Here is a 22,146-nt window from a genome sequence, read left to right on the forward strand (position 1 = left end):
CGTTCTCTCGCTCTGAATACGCTAGAAGCGTTTAACCCACCGGAGTACCGATACCGAGGTGAACGGGGGCAGGAGGATGGAAGAAGCGACCCAAAAAGAGGTAAACGAAGCGATCCTGAAGCTCGAGCGGGACGACGACTCGGAGGAAATCATTATCGCAGACGAGTAGCGGTCTCGAGGCGGGAGCGTGACGAGACAGCCATAGCGGTGCAAAACCGAGTTCGATTTCCGAGGAGAGCGTCGACGGCGACAGCGAAACGTACGGAGCGCGACGCGATAACGGCCGTTCTCCCGGAAAATTCATTATTTTTGAGTGCTCTTCTGGAAAGGATAGATGGGGGAGTGTGAGTATCCTGGATGTTCCGGCGATGGGACGATCCAGAATTCGTGCTCGTACTGCGAGTTCGATTACTGCTCGACCCATCGACTCCCGGAGCGACACAACTGCCCTGCGCTCTCGAACGCGAGTACGCTCGGTCCCGATTTCAGGACGGAGTTTGCGGTTACGACGGCTACGCCGGACGAAAAAACGCTCTGCTCGGATTGTCAGGCCGCGCCCGTCGTCTTCGGAGAAGAGTTCTGCGAGGACTGTTTGCGTCAACTGACCGGGAGCCGCGAAAACAAACAGTGTGAGCGGTGCTCGAATTACACCACGCCGGAACGCGATCGGTGTCTCGATTGCCGGCGTCGGGAGCGGGTGATGGATTCGAAAAGCCCCGACGTCGCGCCCGACGGATCGCTGGTGACGGAATCGGTTGACCCAGAGGACGGCACGTCCCAGAAGTCGACGGGGCTCATTTCTCTGCTGAAATCGGTATTTCGTCGCGGGTAACTCACCACTGGGCGAGTATCGCATACGGGATCGAAGGCGGGAGAATCAGCAGCAGGGACTCGTACACGCGATTATTTCCTAAGCCAACGACCGCCTTTCGCGAAGCGATTCACTGATCTCGAGTCGTGGAACGAGACGACCGAAACACGACGTTGAGCACGGGCGAGGTAAAATGCTACTATACTTCGATAGATATAAGTTTTTTCGAGCGATAAATTATCACGAAAGCCACGCAACTAGCGATACGCGTTGGGCGAACGCGAAATGCCCCGGGTGCTGGAACCACCCGAAGCGTGGCTTCTAACCCCTATCGAGGGTTTCCACCATGATTACGCTCGTTCTGACGGGATATAAACGTCCCGCACGACGGACGAACCGCCCTCACGAGCGACCGACGACCGAATCGAACGTGATTCCGACCGAACCACGCGTGATCCGAATCGAATCGAACGCAACCCCCGCCGAATCCGATCCGACACCGACGTCGGTCGCACCAGCTGACGCAACATGGCCCGCAAGGAGAGTTCGATGAGCGGCGAGCCCGCATCCGACGCCGAGTCGCCATCGGACTCGAGGCGCACCTCCGACTCGAGCCCGTCGACGGACTGTCCGCACTGTGGCCGCCCGGTCGCGCGGGTGTCGGTCGTCGGTCCGCTGGAGGCCGTCGCCGGCCCCTGCGGCTGTCGAGTCGCACCCGACCTGCTGATGGATTAGCGCTGTGACTGAACGGGTGTCGACTACGGTTCGACGGTCGACCGCCCGAAACGCGCGGTCCTCGAGTCGATCCGCGCGGTCGTTTCACTCACTCAAACATATCCAATAACCGGAACGTATTTGACGCCCGGGCGACAGATCTCGGGGTATGCCCACGCCCTCCAGGCGACGCGTTCTGACGGGAAGTGCCGTCTCGCTCGCGGCGCTGGCCGGCTGCGTCGCGACGGCGGTCGAATCGACCGAACCCGAAACCGGCTCCGACGCCGACCTCCCGGACGACCTCGAGGCCGTCCTTGGGGCGATCCCCGACGAGGACGACGTCGACGGCTCGTACGAGGGAGTCATCCTCGCGGCCGTCGGAGACGACGCCGAGGATCTCGATCCCGAATCCCGACGACTGCTCGAGGAACTCGAGGCGGTCGACCGGAGCCGAATCTCGCAGGTCGGGACGGTGATCTTCGAGAACTACCGGCCACGGATCGGGATCGCGGCCGGCTCGTTCGACCGGCCGGAGCCGGGAAGTTCGGTCGACGACGACGGCGAGTGGCGGCTCGCCGAGGACCGGGAATCGGCGTACGCGACCGCCGACGGACGGGCCGCAATCGTCGGCGGCGAGGACGCGACCGACCTCGCGGGCGCGCTCGTCGAGGCCGCAACCGGGGAAGCGACGGGGTTGTTCGACGAGCGCGAGTACCTCGCGACGGCCGTCTCCCGACTCGCCTCCTTCCCGCACGTCTACGTCATCACCGATCCCGACGACGCCCTCTCGACGAGCGAGAGCGATCGACTCCGGGCGTTCGTCGCCGCCGCCGATCAGCCGCCGGGACGGATCGAGGGCGTCGCCGACAACGAGTTCGTGCTCTATCCGAGCGCCGACGGCGCGCTGTCGGACGACGAGATCGTCGAGGGGTTCGTCCGCGAGCTCGGACACGGAACCGTCCTCGAGACCGAGATCCACCGCGAGGAACGCGCGGTCCGCGTCGAAGCCGTCGTCGAACAGCCCCTCGAGCGCGACATCGACGCCGCGCCGAACGCGCGGTTCCGGGCCGACGTCGAAGGAGGTGGCGTCGAACTCGAACACGAGGACGGCGAAACGATCGACGGGGACGACCTCGAGCTGTGGGTCGACGGCGAGCTCGCGTCGAGCCAGCCCGCCGAATCGGTCGACGAGGTGGCCGTCGGTGACGTCCTCGCGGTCGAGACGAAGGCGCTCGCGACGGTCACGCTCCGGTGGGTCGACGAAGACGAGTACGTCTACCACGACTACGTGACGGTCGTCGTCGGCGAGGGTGCGTTCGAGACAGCCTCCGACGTCGACGACGGTCGCATCGAACTGACCTACACCGGCGAGCGCGAGGCGAATCCCGACCGACTCGCGTTCGAGCATCGGCGGGCCGACGGCGAGACGGTGACGCCCGCGGTCGACGGTGCGGACGGGACGCTCGCGTCCGGCGACTCGCTCGTCGTCTCCGACGTCGAACTGGACGATACGGTCTCGGTCGAACTCGACGTCCCGCCGGAGCCGTCCGGCCGGCCGGCGAGGCTCGTCCGCGTTCGCGCCCGTCCGCCGCAGGTCCACACGTTCCGAGACGACGACGCGGTCGTCGTCGCGTACGCGGACGACGAAGCGCGCGACGCCGCCGAGTTCCGGGTGCGCGTCGACGACGAGCCGGTGGCCGACCAGCCGGCCGATCGGACGGACGTCCTCGACACGGGCGACGAGCTCGCCTTCGAACTCCCGGCGCTCGGCGAGGAACTCGTCGTCGAGTGGACCGCGCCCGACGACCCGGTGGACGTCGCGAGCTACGCGAACACGCCGCGGATTGCGACGGCGTTCGAGTACGACGACGGAGACGGAACGCTGACGGTCGTTCACGACGACGGCGACGCCGTGCCCGCCGGCCAGCTCGAGTTGCTGGTCGACGGGGAGCCGGCCGACCGCCAGCCGGCCGACGAGTACGAGACGTTCGAACCCGACGACTCGCTCTCGCTCGCGGTCGAGCCGTTCGCTCCCGTCGAGCACCGCTGGGCGGCCGGAGAGCACGATCGTCCCCTCGGGCGGACGATCACCGGCGAGGAGTCGATCGACGCCTCGTACGATCCCAACGAGCGCGCGGCCCGGTTCGTCTACACCGGCGGCCGCGACGCGGACGCCGGCCGCCTCGGCGTGTACCGCGACGGCATCCGCGGGAACGAAGAGCCGGAACCGCTGTTCGCCGACGAGGGGACGCTTACGGAGGGCGACGCGGCAACCGTTTCCGACGTCGAGCCGTACGATCGGCTGGCGATCGTCCTCGTCGACGACGAGCCGCGCGCGAGCCGAGCGCTCCTGCGGTTCGATCCGACGCCGCGGCGCGCGTTCGCACTCGAGGACCGCGACGGCGAGGTGGTCGCCGTCTACCGCGACCGCGTCGAGCGCGACGCGGCGGCGTTTCGGGTGCGCGCCGACGGGGAGGAGACGAACGCGCAGCCGGACGACGCACTCGAGACTCTGAGCGCCGGCAACGAGATCGAACTGGGCTCGTTCTCGCCCGGAACCGAACTCGTCGTCGAGTGGACCGCGCCCGCCGATCCGATCGAGGTCGACGATCACGTCGTCGTGCCCTCACCCGAGTTCGAGACGTCGGCCGACGACGGCGAGGTCACGATCGAACACGTCGGCGGGGACGAGGTGGCCGCCACAGACGTCGACGTGATGATCCATCCCTCGCACGGCGACCTCGTCGGCTGGGACGGCGAGGGAACGATCTCGAGCGGCGAGACGGCGAGCTACGCCGTCGACGAGTCCCCCGAGATCGTGTCCGTCGTCTACCGCGAGCGCGAACTGCTTGCGGAGACGCGATTGGACGACTGAGCGGGAGCTAGCTGAACGGTCACCGACGACGCGGACAATTCAGGCCGGCGGTACAACTGCGGGGCGTCCGTCACCCCTGCATGGACGAGCCGGCCGACCGAGCGGCGACCGCGGACGCGATCGCGGGGATCGACACGTTCGCCGAGCAGGCGCGCCGGCGAGCGAGAATCGAACGCGAGGCCGTCGAGTGGGCGATCGACGAACTCGAGACGTTGGTCGACGAGCGGAACGTCGACCTCGAGGGGCTGCTCGAGTACGGCCGACGGAGCCGCGAGAGTCTGCCGAATCGCCACCGTCGGGCGTTCGAAGCGATGGCCGACGAGTTCGCGGTGGACGACGAACTGTACGAGGCGTACGTCTTCGCGTTCTCGGAGCTTTGCGAGGAACTGGCCGAGGACGGGTCGTGCTCGGAGAAGAACCCGAAGGGGTGTACGAACGCGCTCGTTTCGGATCCGATGGTCGATATAGACGGCGACGCCGACGGGCCGCTCGTGCTCAAAAACCGGGACATCGCGGGCCGGGGCGTGCGCCCGAAGTCGATCGTCGAGCAGCCGCCGATCGACGATTACCACGGCTTCCTGACGATCGACACCTGCGGCACGATCTCGATCTTCAAAGGCGTCAACGACCGCGGGCTGGTCGCCGCGAACACGTACATCGACAGCGAGCGCGACGACGTCGACCCGGAAGAACAGCTGCGCAACGGGACCGTGATCCGCATCCTGCTCGAGGAGTGCGCCTCCGTCGGGGAGGCGAGGACCGCCCTCGAGTCGTACCCGGTTCGGCGGCTGATGGGCCAGACGCTGTTTCTGGCCGACGGAACCGACGCCGTCCTGCTCGAGATCGACCCGGTCGAGGAACGAATCGACGTCGACGACGAGCCCGTCGTGATCAGAACGAACCACTTCGTGAACGCGCACTCGACCGAGACGGAGAGTTCGACGCTGCGTCGCGACCGGGCGATCGACGTGCTCGAGGAGTCGGACCGACTCGACCGGGAGGACCTGTGGGCGCTCGCACGCGACCACGAGAACGGCCCCGGCGACGACTCGATCTGTCGTCATCCCGAACCCGAGACGGAGCAACCGCACGCGTTCGGTCAGCTGACGACCGCCAGCGCGGCCGTCTTCGAGGGCGGGTCGCCGACGGTCGAGGTCGCGATCGGGAATCCCTGCGAGGGCGGGCGAACGCGCTGTGGCTTCGGCGAAGCGGTGCCGACGGACCTCCGGACGGGAAAGCGGTGGTTAGAGCGGCTGCATTGAGACGGCGCTCGAGCGAGCCGATCAGGCCCGAACGCGGTGCTGTCGTTCCAGGTCGGCCTCGAGCCACGACGCGGCCTCGAGACGCAGTTCCTTCGCGCGTCGCTTCGTGATCCGCGAGTCGGGGAGGCGATCCGCGAGCGGATCGTACGCCGACGGCGTGAACCCCTGATCCGACAGGTACCGCCGAACGTCCGGATTCTCGAGACCGTCGTGGATCGCGGCGTCGGTGACGCGTTCGACGGCGTCGAACGGCGGGAGGGTGACCGCTTCGGCGTCGTCAGTCACCGAATCGACGTCCTCGACGACCGTGCCGCGGGCGTCGGCGTCGGCGACGATCGACCGGAGCTCCGTCGTCAGTTGCAACACCTGCGTCGGCAGGGCTGCGTCGGGCGAACGCCACTCGACCGTCGGAAACGCGTCGCGGAGCCGGATCGGCGTCCACACCGCGTCGTACGGGCTGAACTCGTCGTCGAAGGCGTCCGGGTCGACGCCGCGGGCGAGCGCGCGGTCGCGAAAGCCGTCGTAGGCCGACTCGAGACGATCCTCCCACTCTGCCACGCTGTCGACGTACGGCCAGAGCTGGCCCTGGTCGGGACAGGATCCGTAACACGAGCGGCGGTAGAGGTACGGCCGGGCGCAGGCGAGGATTCGTTCGCCGCGGTAGTGCGACGAGCTGTTGACGAGCGCGAACGCGGGATCGAACGCGGTCAGTGCGTTGAGCTGATCGACCGGGTTCGACTGCTCGAAGTGGACGTGCGTGCCGGCGCAGACGCGGGCGTCGTCGAACGTCGGGCCCACGATCCGTCGCTGGAGGTCGGTGCCGCGCTTGTCGCGGTAGGGAATCTCCGACGGCGCGGCGAAAAGCGGCGTCGAAAGCGGGACGAGTCGCTTGTCCCGGTCGCGGGCCGCGGCGACGGCGGCGCCGACGCGGCCGAGAAACTCCTCGCGGAGTTCGGCGAGCGACGGACAGGGCGATGTTTTGATCTCGAGCATCGGCTCGACGAACTCGGGGTCGGTCCACTCGAACTCGTCGAGCAGTGAGTCGGGGGCGACCAGGTCGCCGTCGTCGTCGACGACCCAGTACTCCACCTCGAGGCTGGTTTTCATGGATATCTCTGTGAGTGTGCCGTTGTCGGCGACCCTCGAGCAAGCCGTCACCGGGTCGCTCGTATCTATCGGACGCCGGCGTCGAGAGACGTCCGAGAGAGTCGATCAGGATCGTGAGATAGGGGGGTTTCGCGTGAAGCCGTTGAGCCTGCGTACGCAGGGACTACGCCCCCTGTATGCTCACCATACCGCCGTAAACGGGAAGGGAAAACGGCCCGCTGGGGGATTCGACGGTGAGTCACGGACGGTCGCAGACGGGCGAATCGCCGCAGCTACGGTCGTCGTCAGCGGCCTGGCGTCGCTACTAACATCGATGTCACGTGGTTGCGCTAACGTACCTGGCAGCTACTTGACCGTGCAGTAACAAAATGTAACTGCGAAACCGACGAAGCGGTCGACGCTGCCGACGGACGCCGTCGATGACCGACCGTCGCGGAGCCGCTCGCTCGAGCGGGGCCGAACCCGACGGCGCGAATCCGCGCAGCGTCGATCGCGGAGATTTCCCACCATGTCCAACGATTCACGCAATCCGGTGACCGCGGAACTGCCAGACAGCCCGTTTCACACGACTGGGACCGACCACGTCACGATCTGGGGCAGCAACGAAGAGGAGACCGTCGCGTTCTACCGCGACCTGCTCGGAATGCCCCTCGTGTTGCGCCAGCCGAATCTCGACGATCCCTCCCAGACGCACCTGTTCTTCGACACGGGCGACGGCCGCATCCTGACGTTCTTCGTCAGCGACGACCGACCGTCCGCCCGCGGCCAGCGCGGCGGCGTCGGTGCCGTCCACCACCTCTGTTTCAGCGTCGATCCCGAGGAGTACGAGGACGTGATGCAATCGCTCGAGGACGCGGGCCACCAGTACAACGTCTTCGATCGGGGGATCTTCCACTCGATCTACACCAGCGACAACAACGGCCTCGTGATCGAACTCAGCACGGACAAATACGAGATTCCGGACGAGCGACGCGGCGAGGTGCTCGCGAAGGCACAGCAACTCCGCGAGGAGGACGGCGCGGAGTACGCCAAGGACGAGCACCTCCGGAACGCGATCGAAGCGGTCGGCCTCGAGGTCGTCGCCCACGACCTCCCCGAGGCCAGCGCCGGCGTCGGTGGTGTCGAATGAGTCCGGCAACGGACGGTGGCGGCGAATGAGTTCGGAACCGGGCTCGAGTCCCGACGAAAGCGGCCCCCACCAGGGTCAGCCGCTCGTCACGGGCGGAACGCCGCTCGAGGAGGCCGACGCGGCGACGGTGCTCGTCCACGGACGCGGCGCGACGGCCCGCAGCATTCTCGGGATCGGAACCGAGGTCCACCGGGAGGGCGTCGCCCTGCTGGCCCCGCAGGCCGCGGGCAACGAGTGGTATCCCAACTCGTTTCTCGCGCCGGTCGAGTCGAACGAACCCGGCCGGACCTCCGGACTGCGGGCGGTCGCCGACGCGATCGAGGCGGCCGGAGATGCGGGCGTTCCGTCCGAGCGCGTGCTGATCCTCGGCTTCTCGCAGGGGGGCTGTCTCGCGAGCGAGTTCGTCGCGCGCACCCCGCGGCGGTACGGCGGGATCGTCGCGCTGAGCGGCGGGCTCATCGGCGAGTCGGCCGATCTCGAGGAGTACGCGTCGGACGCGGGTGCCGATACCGATGGGAGCGGAGACGCCGGTCTCGAGGGGACGCTCGCGTTCCTCGGCTGCAGCGACGTCGATCCGCACATCCCCCTCGAGCGGGTTCACGAGACGACGCGGGTGCTCGAGGCCCTCGGCGCGGACGTCACCGAACGCATCTACGAGGGGATGGGTCACGGCGTCAACGAGGACGAGCTCGCGTTCGTCGCGGGGATGGTCGAGCGGCTGGTCGATTAGTGGAGTTCGGACGCCATCCCGGTTCGGCCGCCCTCGAGAGCGCGGCGTCTCCGTCCCGACTCGAGCGGCAGACCGCTTCGCGTTTGGCCCGTCGCTTATCTCCGTCGACGGCGTAGATTCGAACGAGACGATGTCCTCGAGCCGATCCACCAGACGGGCGTTACTCGCGGGTGCCGCGGCGACGGTCGCGGCGGGCGTAGCCGGCTGTCTGGACCGGTCGACGGAAGGGCCGGCGGACGACGAGGACGACGAGCCGATCGTCGAGGTGGCCGAGGCGACGGCGAGCGAGGGCGAAACCGACCCGGAGGCGTGGGCCGACGTCGAGGAGGTCCGCCTCGAGGCCTACGTCGGCGGCTGGGTCGGCGTCGAGCCCGATCTCATCGACCGGATCGAGAATCCGACGCTGGTGCTCGTCGAGGGCCGCGAGTACGAGATAACCTGGGAGAACGGGGACGCCGTCAAGCACAACCTGGCGCTGCACGACGGGGACGGCGAGGTCGTCGGGGAGTACGCCACCGGCGTCGTCGAGGATCTCGGCGCGACCGAGACCCTCGAGTTCGTCGCCCGGCCCGAGATCGAGACCTACATCTGCGAACACCAGCCGGCGATCCAGTACGGTGCCGTCGACGTCGTCGACGGCTAGTGGCGTTTCAACCCGGTGGGGAACACCGATGGGATGCGTCCGGTTTCATCCGTCGGTCGGCGCTCGGACGGGCACGAGCCAGACCGGTCAGCGAACGACCGTGACCGGAACCGGAGAGCGCCGGGCAACCGTTTCGGCGACGCTGCCCAGCAACACCCTCGAGACGCCCGTCCGACCGTGACTGCCGACGACGACGTGGTCCACGTCGTTCTCCGCCGCGAAGTCGACGATCGCACGCGCGGGCTGGCCGACCGCCACCTCGGTTCGGTACTCGACGTCCGCCGCGTTCTCGAGGTCCGGAATCTCGTCGAACCCCTCCTCCTCGAGTTCGTTCTGTCGATCCCGGAAGTACTCCTTGAGGAGGTCGATCCCCGCGCTCGTCGATCCGCCCGCCGCTTCGACGACGCGCAACAGGACGATCTCCTCGTCCGGATACGTGGCGAACGCGTGTTCGACCGCTTGCTGTGCCGGGGTGGAGCCGTCGTACGCGACGAGGATGGCCATGGTGTCGATAGCGAGCCTCGAGTCTTAAAAGGCACCGACCGTGGCGAATTCGCGGGACTCGAGTCGGGGGCTCGCTGCGGTCCTCGGTCGTCGGCCTGCGATCCGTGCGTCGCTCGCCGTCCTCGATCGAACCGGCTCGTTTCAGTCCCGCCGGGCCTCCCCAGCCGACTCGGTCGCTCGAGCGTGCCACCGTTCAGTTCTCGTCGTCTTCGAAGACGAACGTCCCGTTCTCCTGGATCCGCTCGCCGTCGACTTCGATGAACGAATCAGTCCGAACTTTTTCCCGGGCCCTCGCTCACGTCGTTCGCTCGGACCCGGCCAAAAACTTCGATGAAAAAGACCGCAACGTCCGTTCGGTCGTCGCGAGCTACTCTTCGAAGACGAACGTCCCGTTCTCCTGGATCCGCTCGCCGTCGACTTCGATGAACGAATCGTCGCTCATGTCGACGATCATGTCCACGTGAACGGCGGAGTCGTTGGCCTCGTTGCCCTCGCCGACGGTGTCGTCGTAGGCCCGGCCGACGGCCATGTGAACGGTGTCGCCCATCTTCTCGTCGAACAGCATGTTGTACGTAAAGCGATCGATGTCGCGGTTCATCCCGATGCCGAGTTCGCCCAGTCGACGCGCGCCGTCGTCCGTGTCGAGCACCTCGGTGAGGACGTCCTCGTTTTTCGCCGCCGAGTGCGAGACGACCTCGCCGCCCTCGAACTCGAGGAAGACGTCCGTGATTTCCCGGCCCTGATGGTACAGCGGCATGTCGAACAGCACCTCGCCCTCGACGCTGTCGGGACGGGGTGCAGTAAAGACCTCGCCGCCGGGCAAGTTGTGCTCGCCGTGGTCGTTCAGCGTGGGGTTGCCGTCGACCGACATCGTCACGTCCGTTGTGTCGCCGCTTTTGATCCGGACCTCGTCCGCAGGGTCGAGAATCTCCACCATGTTCTCCTGGTGAGCGCGCTGGTCGTCCCAGTCCTTGTTGACGGCGTCCCAGACGAAGTTCTCGTAGGCCTCCGTACTCATCTCCGCGAGCTGGGCGTTGGCCGCCGCGGGGTACTGCGTGAGACACCAGCGCTTCGAGAGCCGTTCCTCGAGGATCGGCCGCTGGGCCTGGTTGTAGGCGGCGCTCACCTCGGGCGAGACGTCGGCGGTCTGGGTGACGTTGTCGCTGCCCCGGATCGCGACGTAGACGTCCGTCTCCTCGATGAGCGCTCGCTCGTGGGCGGGCGTCTCGAACTCCACGTCCGCGTCGTCCCCACCGGCCGCCCGGAGGTACGCCCGCTGCTGGCGCTTGCCGGTTCGCTGGCTGGTCGTCACCGGGTTCGCGCCGCGATCGCCGATCACCTCGTGGAGGGCAACGACGAGGTCCTCGGCGACCGGGTGGGCGTCGATCACGACGTTGTCGCCTTCCTGAAGGTCGACCGAGTGGTTCGCGACGATCTCGGCGTGCTCGCGAATGCGCGGATCCATGTGCCACACGTACCCCAAGCGCCGGGATACCGTTTTCGAATCGAGAGCGAGAGAGCCGGGTTTCCGCGTCGTCGGCCGTGTGCTGTCGATGATCCGGACCCGCTCGAGCAACGGAGGGACGGACGCGCCGAGAGCGAAGACGCCGTCGATCGTGTGACGGTCAACGGTATCGGCCGTTGCGCCGGCTCGAACGTGACGTCAAAGGCGTTGTCGTCCCGCTCGTTCTCGGGGAATTCCAGCACTGACAGCGCACTCTCGACCCGGAATACCCTATTCCCCGGTTATCGACTGCTGGTCCGCCGGTAGGTACAGGTGTAGGACGTATCTACAACCGTTTTAAAGAAGGTAACTCGGGGCACCACACCAAATTTGTTTGGTGGAAATCTGAAATGGCTACAACCCATTATAAGATTGTATGAATTTTCAAAACAAACATAAGATAGTCGCGGATGGCGGGTCGACGACCGTAATCGAAGAACAACCGAGTGAATCCACAGCCCAGGCTGTAATACGGGGAGTTTCTGCCGTACAGGGAACTCCGAAATGTGACCTCGATCCGCTATACAATAGTATCGAACCAGAGGCGCTGAACGAACTGACGCGACATTCACAGCGTACCACAGGAGAGACGTCCGTCGAATTCACTTACGAAGGATTTACTGTTGAGGTGCAAGACGAGGGGTCGGTACAGATCACAGATTCTCCGCCCGATTGAAATGATGGTGAACCACGTACTATCGTCAAGACGGAAAAGCCCCTTCTGTGCGCTCACAGGCCGGAATTCCCCGTTACCGAACTACTGATCCGCAAATAAGTACGGACGGAGGTGTTACGTTCGCCTCCGCGAGCGAACGCAGTGAGCGAGCGGCCGAGAAATCCTCGAAGCCCCAGTTCCGCCGTTCCGGGAAACGGGCCGCTCTCTGTCACTCGCCGCCGTCGGCCAGAAAGATCCCAAGGTAGATCGACGCGAACGCGCAGACGACGCCCGCGCCGAAGACGATCGTAAACGGCGACTCGAGGACGACCTCGCCGCCGTCGTCGATTAGCCAGCCGCTGAAGCCGACGATCACCAGCGAGATGGCCGCCAGCCGCAGGACGGAGACGAGGTGATGGCCGAGGGTACTCGAGGACGGCTCCGGCGGAACCGGGGCGTCCTCCGATCGGGAGTCGTCGACCATCGACTCACCCGTCCACCGTCGCTCGCTCGCGGTCGGCCCCACGGTCGGCGCTGTACTGTACGCTCATACGATCGTACTGGACGGGAGCGGGCAAAAGTGCGAGGGACGGAGTCGCCAAGCGGCCGCTCGAGTCGTCCCGGCCGCCGGCTCGGTCAGAACCGGTGAACCGTTCGTCCCGACGGTCGGGACGGTCCGAATCGGCGGACCGACCGTCACGGGAGCCGATTCGTTCTCGGGTGGGCCGTTCTCGAGCCGTCAGCTCGCGACTCGAGTCGGACGGCGGGTCGCGAGTCGGCTCGACTCCGTCGCCGTCGGCGAGTTCCTGGACGAACGAGACCGTCGCCGCCGTCAGCGCGAGCGCGATCGGCGCGACGAGTGCGAGCGCCAGGAGGAAGCCGCTCGGGCCGGCGCTGACGAGGATCGACAGGACGAACGACGACAGGACGGCGGTGAGGACGTGTCCGAGACAGAACCGGAGGTACGGGCCGCCCTCGAGCGCGTACCGGTACGATCGCCGAAATCCCTCGAGAAAGCCAGCGTCGTCGACGACGAACACGCGGCGTAAAAGAGGTACCCGAGGACGACGACGGCGGGAAACGCGAAAACAAGCAGTTCGGGTGCGACGACGAGTAGCGCCACGGCGACGAGCAACGCGGCGAAAACGGCGAGATTGTACAGAATGAGCCGCGCGGCGTACCGGGCCACGAACTCGAAGATCGAGGCGGGTTCGCCGCGGAGTCGACGGTCGATCCCGCCGAGGTAGCCCGCGGCGACGACGCCCAGGATCGCCGCGTAGACGATCGCGGCGGTTCCGATCACGAACGCGAACGTGGGTTCGATGGCCTCGAGGGGGAGCACGACCGTCTCGAACGGTACCTCGACGGTGACGTCGACGCCGCCCGACGAGCCGGACGGGTCCGGCGGATCGACGAACCGCCACAGGTCGAGCAGCGGGCTGGGGAACGCGAACTCGAAATTCACCGAAGTCCAACCCGGCGGCTGGTCGACGGTGCGACGCACGCTGTCGAACTCGAGCACCGAGAGGAGAACCGGCACCAACGCGAACGGCAGGAGGTCGTCGAACCGGTCGGCAACGCGCGAGACGTGTCTCGAGAAGGGGCCGCGACCGCTCGAGTCGGCGGACGGCGAGGTGGCGTCTTCGGGAGGGGATGCGGGGTCGGGAACCATGCGCGAACGCAGACGCGGTTCCCGGTTGAACGTTTCGTCTCGCCGACTCGTGACGATCGCTCGGTGGAGCGTGGATCGGCCGTTCGGTCTATTACTTCGAAAATCGAAGTATAGTCACATCGGTCGTCACCGGTCGAGAAACGGCGACCCGCTCAGTCGCCTTCGTCGGCCGTTTTCCGACACAGCGCGGTGTACGCGACGCCGAGAAGGGCGTCGTCGACGACCTCGCACTCGTCGTAGACGCTCGAGAGGGTCTCGAGGACGTCCGCCTCGGGTCGCCAGTTCGCGTACCACCGGAAGAACCGCACGACGAACGGGTTCGCGATCCGCGCCGGCCCCTCGGGGATCGCCCGCAGACCGATGACGACGAACGGGCGTCCCGGAGCCAGCGAGTCGTGGACGTTCTCGACGGCCCGGCGGACGTCGGGCATGATACCGAGCGAGAGCGTCGCGACCGCGGCGTCGAACTCCCCCTCGAGGTCGACCGTCGTCGCGTCGGCGAGACGAACCTCGACGTTCTCCCAGCCGTGCTCGTCGATCCGGTCGCGCGCCTTCGAGACCATCGCGGGGCTGTAGTCGACGGCGACGATCGATCCCGATTCGCCGACGGCGGCCCGGAGCGCCTCGAAGTTGACGCCGGGGCCGCAGCCGATCTCGAGGACGCGATCGCCGGGCTCGAGGCCCAGGCGGTCGATCGCCGCCTCGCGCATGGGTTCGAAGTCGCGCTCGCTCATCGCGTAGTAGTCGCTCCAGCGGTCCCACACCTTCCGGCTGCGCTCGAGGTGGGCCGCCGCTGCGGGGTCGTCCGTTCGGTCCCCGTCGGTCGAACCGCCGTCCGATCGCCGTGTTGCGGTCGCGTGTGTGCCCTCCGCCGGCGTTTCGGCCGAACGCGTTCCGTCCTCCGGTTCCGTGTGCATGATCTACTAGCTACTCGAGTCCCGACCGTGGAGGGGGTTCGGGCGAAGCGTATCGGCACTTTATAAGAGTCGACCTCGTCGCGGGAACTCCACCCACGAGCGCCGAGTATTTGCCCCTCGCGCGGATACGCCGAGTATGATCGACCTGCGCTCGGACACGGTGACGAAACCCGACGAACGGATGCGCGAGGCGGCGCGAACCGCCGAGGTCGGCGACGACGTCTACGGCGAGGATCCGACGGTGAGCGAACTCGAGGCCCGTGCGGCCGACGCCGTGGGCACGGAGGCCGCGCTGTTCGTTCCGACGGGGACGATGGGCAACCAGATCGCCGCACGGGTCCACACCGAACCCGGCCGGGAGATCCTCGCCGAGCGCGAGAGCCACGTCGTGAAGTACGAACTCGGCGGATTCGCCCAGCACTCGAGCGCACAGGTGCGGATGCTCGACGGCGGCGAGCGGGGGATTCCGACGCCCGCACAGGTCGAGGACGCGATCGTCGAAGAGAGCCTCCACCGGCCGGGAACCGGCTTGCTCTGTCTCGAGAACACGCACAACGCGAAGGGGGGCGTCGCGATCGCGCCCGACGAGATCGCCGCGGTCGCGGACGTCGCCCGAGAGCGCGACGTTCCGGTTCACCTCGACGGCGCGCGGGTGTTCAACGCGGCCGTCGCGCTCGACGTTCCCGTCACCGACCTCACCGAACCCGTCGACTCGGTGATGTTCTGTCTCTCGAAAGGGCTCGGCGCGCCGGTCGGTTCGATGCTCGCGGGCAGCGAGGGGTTCGTCGGGGCGGCCCGCCGCGTCCGCAAGCTCTTCGGCGGCGGAATGCGACAGGCGGGCGTGATCGCCGCGCCCGGCCGCCGCGCCCTCGAGAACGTCGACGACCTCGAGCGAGACCACGAGAACGCCCGTCGGCTCGCGGCGGGCCTGGCCGACGTCGACGGGTTCGACGTGCGCGAACCCGAGACGAACATCCTGCGCGTCGACGTCGCCGGGACGGGCCTCGAGCCGGCGGCCGTCCTCGATCGACTCCGCGAGCGCGGCGTGCTGGCCTCGGAGATGGGGGCGACGGCGATTCGGTTCTGCACCCACCGGGACGTCACAGACGCGGAGATCGAGCGGGCGCTCGAGGAGATCGACGCCGCGATGGCGGGCTAGACCGCAGTTTTCGGGGCGGCGTCGAGGTTTGCAGTCGGCGGTGTCCGCCGGTCGACTCCGACCGGCGGGCGCGTTTCGCCGGCGAGATGAGAGATCCGCTACCGGCCGCCGCGCATCCCCTCGCGGAACTCGAGGATGGTTCGCCGGAGCAACAGGTACGAGAAAAACACCAGCGAGAGCAGGATCAAGACGATCGCGATGATGACGGGATCGTCGGGGATCAGGTCGAACATTGGTTTCGCATAGCGCGTCGGCGTGCAAAATCGTTTCGACGCGTCGCGACGCGAGTGAAATCCGCCCGCTTCGTGCGACCGAATCGCAGTTCAGGGCCTCTCGAGTCGTTCGACGGCGGTTCGGTCGTCTGCATCGACCGTCGGATCGGGATTCGTGACCGACGGACCGCGAGTCGGCTATCGCTCAGAACTCGGTCTCGACGTCGCCGTCCTCGTCGAGGTCGATGATCGCGTCGAAGCGATCGCGGAACTGCTCGACGACCGCGTCGTCGTGGGGGTCCTCGGAGAGGTGAAAGAGGCCGATCGCGTCGTAGGCATCGAGAAGTTCGAGGATGCGATCGACGGCGTCCAGCGCGTCGTCGTCGCCGGCGTAGTAGGCGAGTTCGGTGACCGAATCGAAGCTGAGCCGGAGCTTGCCGTCGTGGGCCTCGAGGAAGCCGTCGATGTGGTCGACGATGCCGTCGACGTCGTCGGGGGCGGCGACGTAATGGACCGTGTCGCTCTGGCGTCGCGAGTAGCCGCGTTCGATGCTCAGCGTGTCCAGGATCTCGGCTCGCTCCTCGTCGACGTCGTAGTACTCGAGTTTCTGATTGACTTCTCGAGCGGTGGTTCGCGTGGAGATGACGAGAAAGTGGTCGGTGTCGGTCTTCAGGAAGTCGGTGTCGATGCGGTCCGTTTCGCCGGTGCTCGGGTGGAGCAAGAGAACGCCGGTCCCGCCGGGAACGGTTTCCGGCGTGCCGTCGATTTCCAGGCGATAGTCCATACTGGCGTGAACAACTTGCGGCACCGACTTAATTGTGCGGATGTTCGTTCTGGCCGGCGAGGATCGACCTGGTCGGGGCTAGCCGCTCGTCGCCACAGACTGCGTTCGTGCGACTCGAAGCGAGGCCGGCTCGAACGAAGTTGCGACCCGAAGGCGACCGCGGCCATCGCGGGTCGACACAATTCTGGATGGAGCCTTCGGGCTCGAGTCGGAGCAAAGCGAGTAGGTCGGAAGAGGAAACCGACGAAGAACGACGCAACCCACGACGGATGCGTGGTGGACGGTGAACGACGGGAGTCACCAGCCCGTCGACGGTGACTGATCGCCGGGAGCCCACGTCGAAGCCTTCCGTTCAACGAACGAACCCCGTCTGTAGTGAACGAAGCGTGGTAGAATGGGTTACATGTCTTCCTGACGGAGGATGATCACCATCGAGAGCCCGGAGATCACGATGAGAATCAGCGCGGGAATGGCAGCGTAGCCGTACAACCCAGCGCTTTCAGCGGCCCAGATCCGAGTGACGAGGGTCTCGAAGCCGGTCGGGCGCAACATCAGCGTCGCGGGCAGTTCCTTCATAGTCGTCAGGAAGACGAGCGCAGCGCCGGCGACGAGTCCGGGCGCGATGAGTGGGAGTGTGATCTTCCGGAACGTCTCGAGGCGACCGTGGCCGAGCGTTCGCGCGGCCTCGTCGAGGCGCGGATTGACCTGCAACACCGAGGTTCGCGTCGAGCCGACCGACTGCGGAATGAACCGGACGACGTAGGCGAACACGAGGATCGGAATCGAGTGTTGAATGCTGATCGAGACGGGACCGAGATCGAGGGTGCCGTAGTTCGCGCCGAAGTAGACCAGCGCGAGCCCGATGACGATGCCGGGAATCGCGAATCCGACGTATGTCAGACGCTCGAACACGTGGCCGAGCAGGGTGTCGTAGCGGGCCGAGAGATAGGCGACGGGGAGTGCGAGCACCGCGGCGACGCCAGCCGCGAGCGCGGCGACGTACACCGAGTTGAGAACGAACGACCACTGGAACTGGAAGCTGGCCGGAACGTCGGCCTGGCTCGTCGCCAGCCACGAGAGGTAGATCAGGACGGGAACGGCGAGCGTGACGAATCCGACGAGCGCGCAGACGGCCATCGCCGGGTACTTGAGCCGACCGAGCCGGATCAGATCCTCGGATCCCGCGCCGATGGAGTCAGTGTGGATCGTGTCGTCCCCGCGAACGCGCGACTCGACGGCGAGGATGAACAGCGTCACGACGATCAACTGAATCGAGAGAAACGCAGCGTAGTCGGCTCCGCCGAAGCTCCGGTGTTCGAGAAATATCTGTCTGGTGTACACTTCGGCCTGCAGAAACGCCGGCGTCCCGAAATCGGAGACGGCGTACAGCGCGACGAGCAACGCGCCGGCGACGACGGCCGGTCGGATCTGTGGGAGCGTCACCCGCCGGAACGTCGTGATCCGATCGTGATTGAGGGTCCGCGCGGCATCGACGAGGGAGGTGTCCATACGCAACAACGCGGCACGCGTCGTGATGTACACGTACGGATAGGTGTACATCGTGATCACGATCGTCGCGCCGTGTAACCCGTAGATGCTCGGTAGTTCGGTCACGCCGAAGGGCTCGAGCCAGCTCTGGACGATCCCCCGGGGGCGGAAAACGGAGACGAACGCGAACGCACCGATGTAGCTGGGGATCGCCAGCGGTAGCGAGACGACGATCGTCCAGAATCGGCGGTACGGGAGGTCGGTCCTCACGGTCAAAACGGCGAGCGGAACCGCGACGAGAACCGAGAGGATCGTTACGCCGACCATCAGCAACAGGCTGTTCGCGAGAATTTCGAACGTTCGCGGGCGGACGACGATCCCGTACGCTCGCTGCGGATCCACCTCGCTCGCGCGGAAGAACAGCCACGTGAGCGGGAACACCATCGCCGCGGCGACCGCGCCGCTCAGGAGCGTCAGTCCGAGAGGTCTTGCATCGCGGGTCGACGGCGACGCATCCGCCCCGTCCGCCGGCGTGGGTGCTGTCGGGGTTGGCGCGGATGGGGAAGACGCAGCGTCCGTCTCGTCGGTCATTGTGGTGGGACACGCGGGCGCGTCCGAAATCGAACGTCGCCGCGGGTATCGTGGTCGACCTAGCTCCAGGGTGCTGTAAAGGATTTCGAACCGGATCGCCTCGAGTCAGCGGCGTAACGGAAGGGCCGGCGTCGGGCGGGGTCAACCGGACGACCCGAGTCGTCCGATCGGAGCGAGCCGGGACGCGATCGATTAGCGAATGCCGACGTCACGCAGGAGGTCGACGGCCGGTTCGACGTCGGCGAGCTGGTTGAGGTCGAAGTCGGGGTAGGAGATCTCCTCGAGTCGGGGGACCTCCTCGTGATCGTACTCGACGCCGGGGATGACGGCGTACTCGCGGTTCGTTTCGACGAAAAAGCGCTGTCCCTCGGCGCCGAGGAGGTGACGGACGAAGTCGGCGGCGAGGTCCTGCTCGTCGCTGCTGTCGAGAACCGCGGTTCCCGAAACGTTGAACAGGGAACCGAGATCGCCGTCAGTGTAGGTGACGTTGATGGGGGCGTCGGGCTGATCGTCCATCACCCGACCGACGTAGTAGTGGTTGACGAAGCCGATGCTGACCTCCCTGTTGGCCACCGCGTCGGGCGTCGTCGAGCCGCCCTCGTAGTGCGTGACGCCGGCGTCTTCCATGTCCGTGAGGTACTCGCGGGTGAACTCCTCGCCGTGTTCGACCATGAGTGCGCGGACCCACGAGAGGAACGAACCGGAGTCGACGCGCCAGCCCATGTCGTCCTGGAACCGGTCGTCGTCGGCGTAGGCGAAAATGTCGTCCGGAAGCTCCTCGGGGTCCCACGCGTCGGTGTTGTACGCGATACACCTGACGCGACCGGAGACGCCGGTCCACGTTCCGTTCGGATCGCTCCACGCGTCGGGGACGGTCTCGATGACGTCGTCGGGAAGCGAGACGGTCCGTCCCTCGTTTGCGAGCGCGCCGAGCGTTCCCGAATCCTGCGTGTAGAAGATGTCCGCCTCGCTGTTCTGTCCCTCCTCGAGGATCGTGCTCAGGTGCGCTTCGTTATCGTCGTAGCGGATCAACACCTCCAGGTCGTCGTAGTAGTCCTCGACGTCTCGAAGGACCGGCTCGATCTGAGCTTCCCGACGACCGGAGTAGATCGTCAGCGTCCCTTCGAGATCGGGAAGGTCCTCCCAGGCGGTTCCCTCCTCGGAGACGCCCTCGAAACCGACGTCCTCCGGATCGGAGCCGACGGGATCGTTGGCCTCCCCGTCGTCACTTCCGTTGCCACCGTTGCCGTCGTCCGATCCGCTGCCGATACAGCCGGCGAGTCCGGTTATCCCCACCACAGTCGCCGTCGATCCGGCGAGAAACCGTCGGCGATCGATCGTCGGTCCGGCACCGTCGAATTCGTCCGTCTGCTTCACCATACCTAGTTTTAGGTCGACCTAAAACACATATACGTTGCGATTTTCTGCGCGAGAAGTGGTGAGAGGGTGGGACAGCGAAGGCTGCTCGGACGGCCGAGACCGATGCCCACGGTATTTCGGCCGGCCTAAACCTCTCCACGGTAAACAATTTAGGGCAGCCTAAAGAATCTGTCGGTCATCCTCTGGCGACGGTCACGTGCAGTCGATCCGCCGCGTCGTCGCCGCGAGCCGTCGCCTCCTCGAGCGGAGTGAATCGAACTCCCACGCGCTCGAGTCGAAGGCGAACCGATTTTGCCGAGGAGGACCGATCGTCGCGTATGAGCGTCCGCGAGGAGTTCGACGAGTGGGCGGCGAGCGGCCGCGACCGAGGGATGGAAGAGCGCCACTGGCACACCGCAAAGCACGCGCTGGCGCGGATGCCAATCGAGCGCGGCGAGACGGTGCTCGATCTGGGCTGTGGCAGCGGCTACGCGGGCCGGGCGCTGCGGGAGACGAAAGGGGCCGGCCGGGCGTACGGACTCGACGGCGCGCCGGAGATGGCCCGGAACGCGGCGGACTACACCGACGATCCCGACGTCGGATACGTCGTCGGCGACTTCGGCTCGCTGCCGTTCGCCGACGGGAGCGTCGACCACGTCTGGTCGATGGAGGCATTCTACTACGCGGACGACCCCCACGCGACGCTCGCGGAGATCGCCCGCGTGCTCCGCCCGGGCGGTACGTTCTACTGTGCGGTCAACTACTACGAAGAGAGCGTCCACACCCACGAGTGGCAGGAGTTCATCTCCGTCGAGATGACCCGCTGGGATCGAACGCAGTACCGCGAGGCCTTCCGCGACGCCGGCCTCGTCGTCGCCGAACAGGACGCCATTCCCGACCGTGAGATCGAGATACCCGACGAGTCGGCGTTCCCCACCGAGGACTGGGACAGTCGCGCCGACATGGTCGAGCGCTACCGCGAACACGGGACGCTGCTGACCGTCGGCGTCGCTCGCTGATCGGTATCGTCTCCGTCGCTGAGCGTTCGGTTGTTGTCGACGCTCTCCCTGTGTCTTCTCGACTCCTTCCCACGTCCGACCCCCTCGCTTCGACTCGAGTCGGGCCGTTGATCGACGGACGTTCGACCTCCGGCACGAACGAGTCTCGTCGAGACCGGTCGACGCCGTCCGATCTCGGTGATTCCGCCCAAGTTGTAAATCAGCGCGAACGACGCCAGGATTTCGAGCCGAAACTCCACGGCTTCAGCCGCGAGAGGAAGTCAAAATCCACCGAGGAAGAGCCGGAAGCCGAGCCCGATCAGCACGAGTCCAGTAATCCACTGAATGCCATTGGCTATCGTCGGCCGGGTGACGAGCACGCTCCGGAGCGCGCCCGCAGCAACCGCCACTGTGCCGAGATAGAGCATGGTGAGTGCGGCGTAGATACCACCCAGAAGCGTTAGCTGTGCCTCGATCCAGTCGCCGCTCACAAACTGCGGAAGGAACGCGAGGAAGAAGATCGCAACCTGGGGGTTCAACACGTTGACCGTAATCGCCTCGAGAAACGGGTTCGATGTCTCCGTCGGTTCCCCGATCACGTCGGCGTCGCTCGCCGGAGACTTTCCGTCGCTCGAGTCGATCTCGACGTCGTCACGAATCGTTCGGATACCGAGGAAGACAAGGTAAGCCGCGCCGAGATACGTGACGGCCGTGAACGCAACCAGCGACGCCTGAAAGAGCGCCGCAAGGCCGAGGACGGCGGCGACAGTGTGGACGACCACGCCGACGCTGATCCCGGCGGCGGACGCGATTCCGACGCTACGTCCCTCCGCGATACTGCGGGTCAGGACGTAGATCGAATCTGGTCCCGGCGACAGGATCATCGCACCGGCAGCGACGAGATAGAGCGCGAACAGCGACGGATCGATCATCGCATCACGACTCTCACGTTACGTCCTGTCCTCCGACACGGGTTCTGATTTCCGGTTTCCGTCCGCGACCGGTGGCGGGCGCGAGCGATCAGTTCGTTTC

Annotated in this window: 21 protein-coding genes; 10 read left to right on the forward strand and 11 right to left on the reverse strand. The window is 66.1% G+C overall.

The features are described 5' to 3' along the window. The first annotated feature begins 334 nt into the window (after window positions 1–334). From EA472_RS23405 to EA472_RS09310, 4 genes are all read left to right on the forward strand, one after another. Window positions 335–832: an AN1-type zinc finger domain-containing protein gene (locus EA472_RS23405; RefSeq protein ID WP_124191226.1), complete on the forward strand. Its 498-nt coding sequence runs from the start codon at window positions 335–337 to the stop codon at window positions 830–832. 528 nt (window positions 833–1,360) lie between these two features. Continuing rightward, a complete protein-coding gene (locus EA472_RS09300) occupies window positions 1,361–1,546 on the forward strand; it encodes a hypothetical protein (RefSeq protein ID WP_124191227.1) in 186 nt (61 codons plus the stop codon). Window positions 1,547–1,694: 148 nt separating this feature from the next. Next, window positions 1,695–4,400 carry a hypothetical protein gene (locus tag EA472_RS09305; protein ID WP_124191228.1) on the forward strand — a complete coding sequence of 902 codons (2,706 nt, stop codon included), beginning with the start codon at window positions 1,695–1,697 and terminating at the stop codon, window positions 4,398–4,400. An 80-nt stretch (window positions 4,401–4,480) separates the two neighbouring features. Next, window positions 4,481–5,662 (forward strand): C45 family autoproteolytic acyltransferase/hydolase, encoded by a 1,182-nt coding sequence (locus tag EA472_RS09310; RefSeq protein WP_124191229.1) that lies wholly within the window; start codon window positions 4,481–4,483, stop codon window positions 5,660–5,662. Window positions 5,663–5,683: 21 nt separating this feature from the next. Here the strand turns inward: EA472_RS09310 and EA472_RS09315 are convergent, their stop codons facing one another. Beyond that, window positions 5,684–6,769 (reverse strand): glutamate-cysteine ligase family protein, encoded by a 1,086-nt coding sequence (locus EA472_RS09315; RefSeq protein WP_124191230.1) that lies wholly within the window; start codon window positions 6,767–6,769, stop codon window positions 5,684–5,686. Between the two features lie 508 nt (window positions 6,770–7,277). On the opposite strand from EA472_RS09315, the gene EA472_RS09320 reads away from it, so the two are divergent. The 3 genes from EA472_RS09320 to EA472_RS09330 all read left to right on the forward strand — a co-directional run bounded on the left by EA472_RS09320 (window position 7,278) and on the right by EA472_RS09330 (window position 9,271). Beyond that, complete coding sequence (locus tag EA472_RS09320; protein WP_124191231.1) at window positions 7,278–7,898, forward strand: VOC family protein; 621 nt, start codon at window positions 7,278–7,280, stop codon at window positions 7,896–7,898. A 25-nt stretch (window positions 7,899–7,923) separates the two neighbouring features. After that, window positions 7,924–8,628: an alpha/beta hydrolase gene (locus tag EA472_RS09325; RefSeq protein ID WP_124191232.1), complete on the forward strand. Its 705-nt coding sequence runs from the start codon at window positions 7,924–7,926 to the stop codon at window positions 8,626–8,628. Window positions 8,629–8,758: 130 nt separating this feature from the next. Beyond that, the gene (locus tag EA472_RS09330; RefSeq protein WP_124191233.1) at window positions 8,759–9,271 is read left to right on the forward strand and encodes a hypothetical protein; all 513 of its coding nucleotides are present in this window, start codon (window positions 8,759–8,761) and stop codon (window positions 9,269–9,271) included. Between the two features lie 87 nt (window positions 9,272–9,358). On the opposite strand, the gene EA472_RS09335 is transcribed toward EA472_RS09330, so the two are convergent. After that, window positions 9,359–9,775: a universal stress protein gene (locus tag EA472_RS09335; RefSeq protein WP_124191234.1), complete on the reverse strand. Its 417-nt coding sequence runs from the start codon at window positions 9,773–9,775 to the stop codon at window positions 9,359–9,361. Between the two features lie 367 nt (window positions 9,776–10,142). Beyond that, window positions 10,143–11,240, reverse strand: a complete 1,098-nt coding sequence (locus EA472_RS09340) for an aminopeptidase (protein ID WP_124191235.1) — start codon at window positions 11,238–11,240, stop codon at window positions 10,143–10,145. A gap of 415 nt (window positions 11,241–11,655) precedes the next feature. Here EA472_RS09340 and EA472_RS09345 point away from each other — a divergent pair, with 415 nt between their 5' ends. Continuing rightward, window positions 11,656–11,955 (forward strand): HalOD1 output domain-containing protein, encoded by a 300-nt coding sequence (locus EA472_RS09345; RefSeq protein WP_124191236.1) that lies wholly within the window; start codon window positions 11,656–11,658, stop codon window positions 11,953–11,955. Window positions 11,956–12,163: 208 nt separating this feature from the next. Here EA472_RS09345 and EA472_RS09350 read toward each other — a convergent pair whose 3' ends face one another. From EA472_RS09350 to EA472_RS09360, 3 genes are all read right to left on the reverse strand, one after another. Continuing rightward, entirely contained in the window at window positions 12,164–12,418 is a 255-nt protein-coding gene (locus EA472_RS09350; protein ID WP_124191237.1) for a hypothetical protein, read from the reverse strand. 348 nt (window positions 12,419–12,766) lie between these two features. Beyond that, a complete protein-coding gene (locus EA472_RS09355; RefSeq protein WP_124191238.1) occupies window positions 12,767–13,606 on the reverse strand; it encodes a hypothetical protein in 840 nt (279 codons plus the stop codon). Window positions 13,607–13,758: 152 nt separating this feature from the next. Continuing rightward, on the reverse strand, window positions 13,759–14,523 hold the full coding sequence (locus tag EA472_RS09360) for a class I SAM-dependent methyltransferase (protein ID WP_124191239.1): 765 nt from the start codon (window positions 14,521–14,523) through the stop codon (window positions 13,759–13,761). A gap of 136 nt (window positions 14,524–14,659) precedes the next feature. Between EA472_RS09360 and EA472_RS09365 the strand changes: the two genes are divergently transcribed. Further along, window positions 14,660–15,682, forward strand: coding sequence for a threonine aldolase family protein (locus EA472_RS09365; RefSeq protein ID WP_124191240.1), 1,023 nt, complete (start codon window positions 14,660–14,662; stop codon window positions 15,680–15,682). A 98-nt stretch (window positions 15,683–15,780) separates the two neighbouring features. On the opposite strand, the gene EA472_RS23235 is transcribed toward EA472_RS09365, so the two are convergent. From EA472_RS23235 to EA472_RS09380, 4 genes are all read right to left on the reverse strand, one after another. Then, window positions 15,781–15,915 carry a DUF7859 family protein gene (locus EA472_RS23235; RefSeq protein ID WP_279387173.1) on the reverse strand — a complete coding sequence of 45 codons (135 nt, stop codon included), beginning with the start codon at window positions 15,913–15,915 and terminating at the stop codon, window positions 15,781–15,783. A 184-nt stretch (window positions 15,916–16,099) separates the two neighbouring features. After that, a complete protein-coding gene (locus tag EA472_RS09370; protein ID WP_124191241.1) occupies window positions 16,100–16,678 on the reverse strand; it encodes a DUF7090 family protein in 579 nt (192 codons plus the stop codon). A gap of 399 nt (window positions 16,679–17,077) precedes the next feature. Beyond that, window positions 17,078–18,757 carry an ABC transporter permease gene (locus EA472_RS09375; protein WP_124191242.1) on the reverse strand — a complete coding sequence of 560 codons (1,680 nt, stop codon included), beginning with the start codon at window positions 18,755–18,757 and terminating at the stop codon, window positions 17,078–17,080. A gap of 192 nt (window positions 18,758–18,949) precedes the next feature. Next, complete coding sequence (locus EA472_RS09380; RefSeq protein WP_124191243.1) at window positions 18,950–20,137, reverse strand: extracellular solute-binding protein; 1,188 nt, start codon at window positions 20,135–20,137, stop codon at window positions 18,950–18,952. Window positions 20,138–20,454: 317 nt separating this feature from the next. On the opposite strand from EA472_RS09380, the gene EA472_RS09385 reads away from it, so the two are divergent. Continuing rightward, the gene (locus EA472_RS09385; RefSeq protein WP_124191244.1) at window positions 20,455–21,135 is read left to right on the forward strand and encodes a class I SAM-dependent methyltransferase; all 681 of its coding nucleotides are present in this window, start codon (window positions 20,455–20,457) and stop codon (window positions 21,133–21,135) included. Between the two features lie 260 nt (window positions 21,136–21,395). Here the strand turns inward: EA472_RS09385 and EA472_RS09390 are convergent, their stop codons facing one another. After that, window positions 21,396–22,046, reverse strand: a complete 651-nt coding sequence (locus EA472_RS09390) for a LysE family translocator (protein WP_124191245.1) — start codon at window positions 22,044–22,046, stop codon at window positions 21,396–21,398. Between the last annotated feature and the right edge of the window lie 100 nt (window positions 22,047–22,146).

It is taken from the genome of Natrarchaeobius oligotrophus (assembly GCF_003841465.1).
Lineage (GTDB): Archaea > Halobacteriota > Halobacteria > Halobacteriales > Natrialbaceae > Natrarchaeobius > Natrarchaeobius oligotrophus.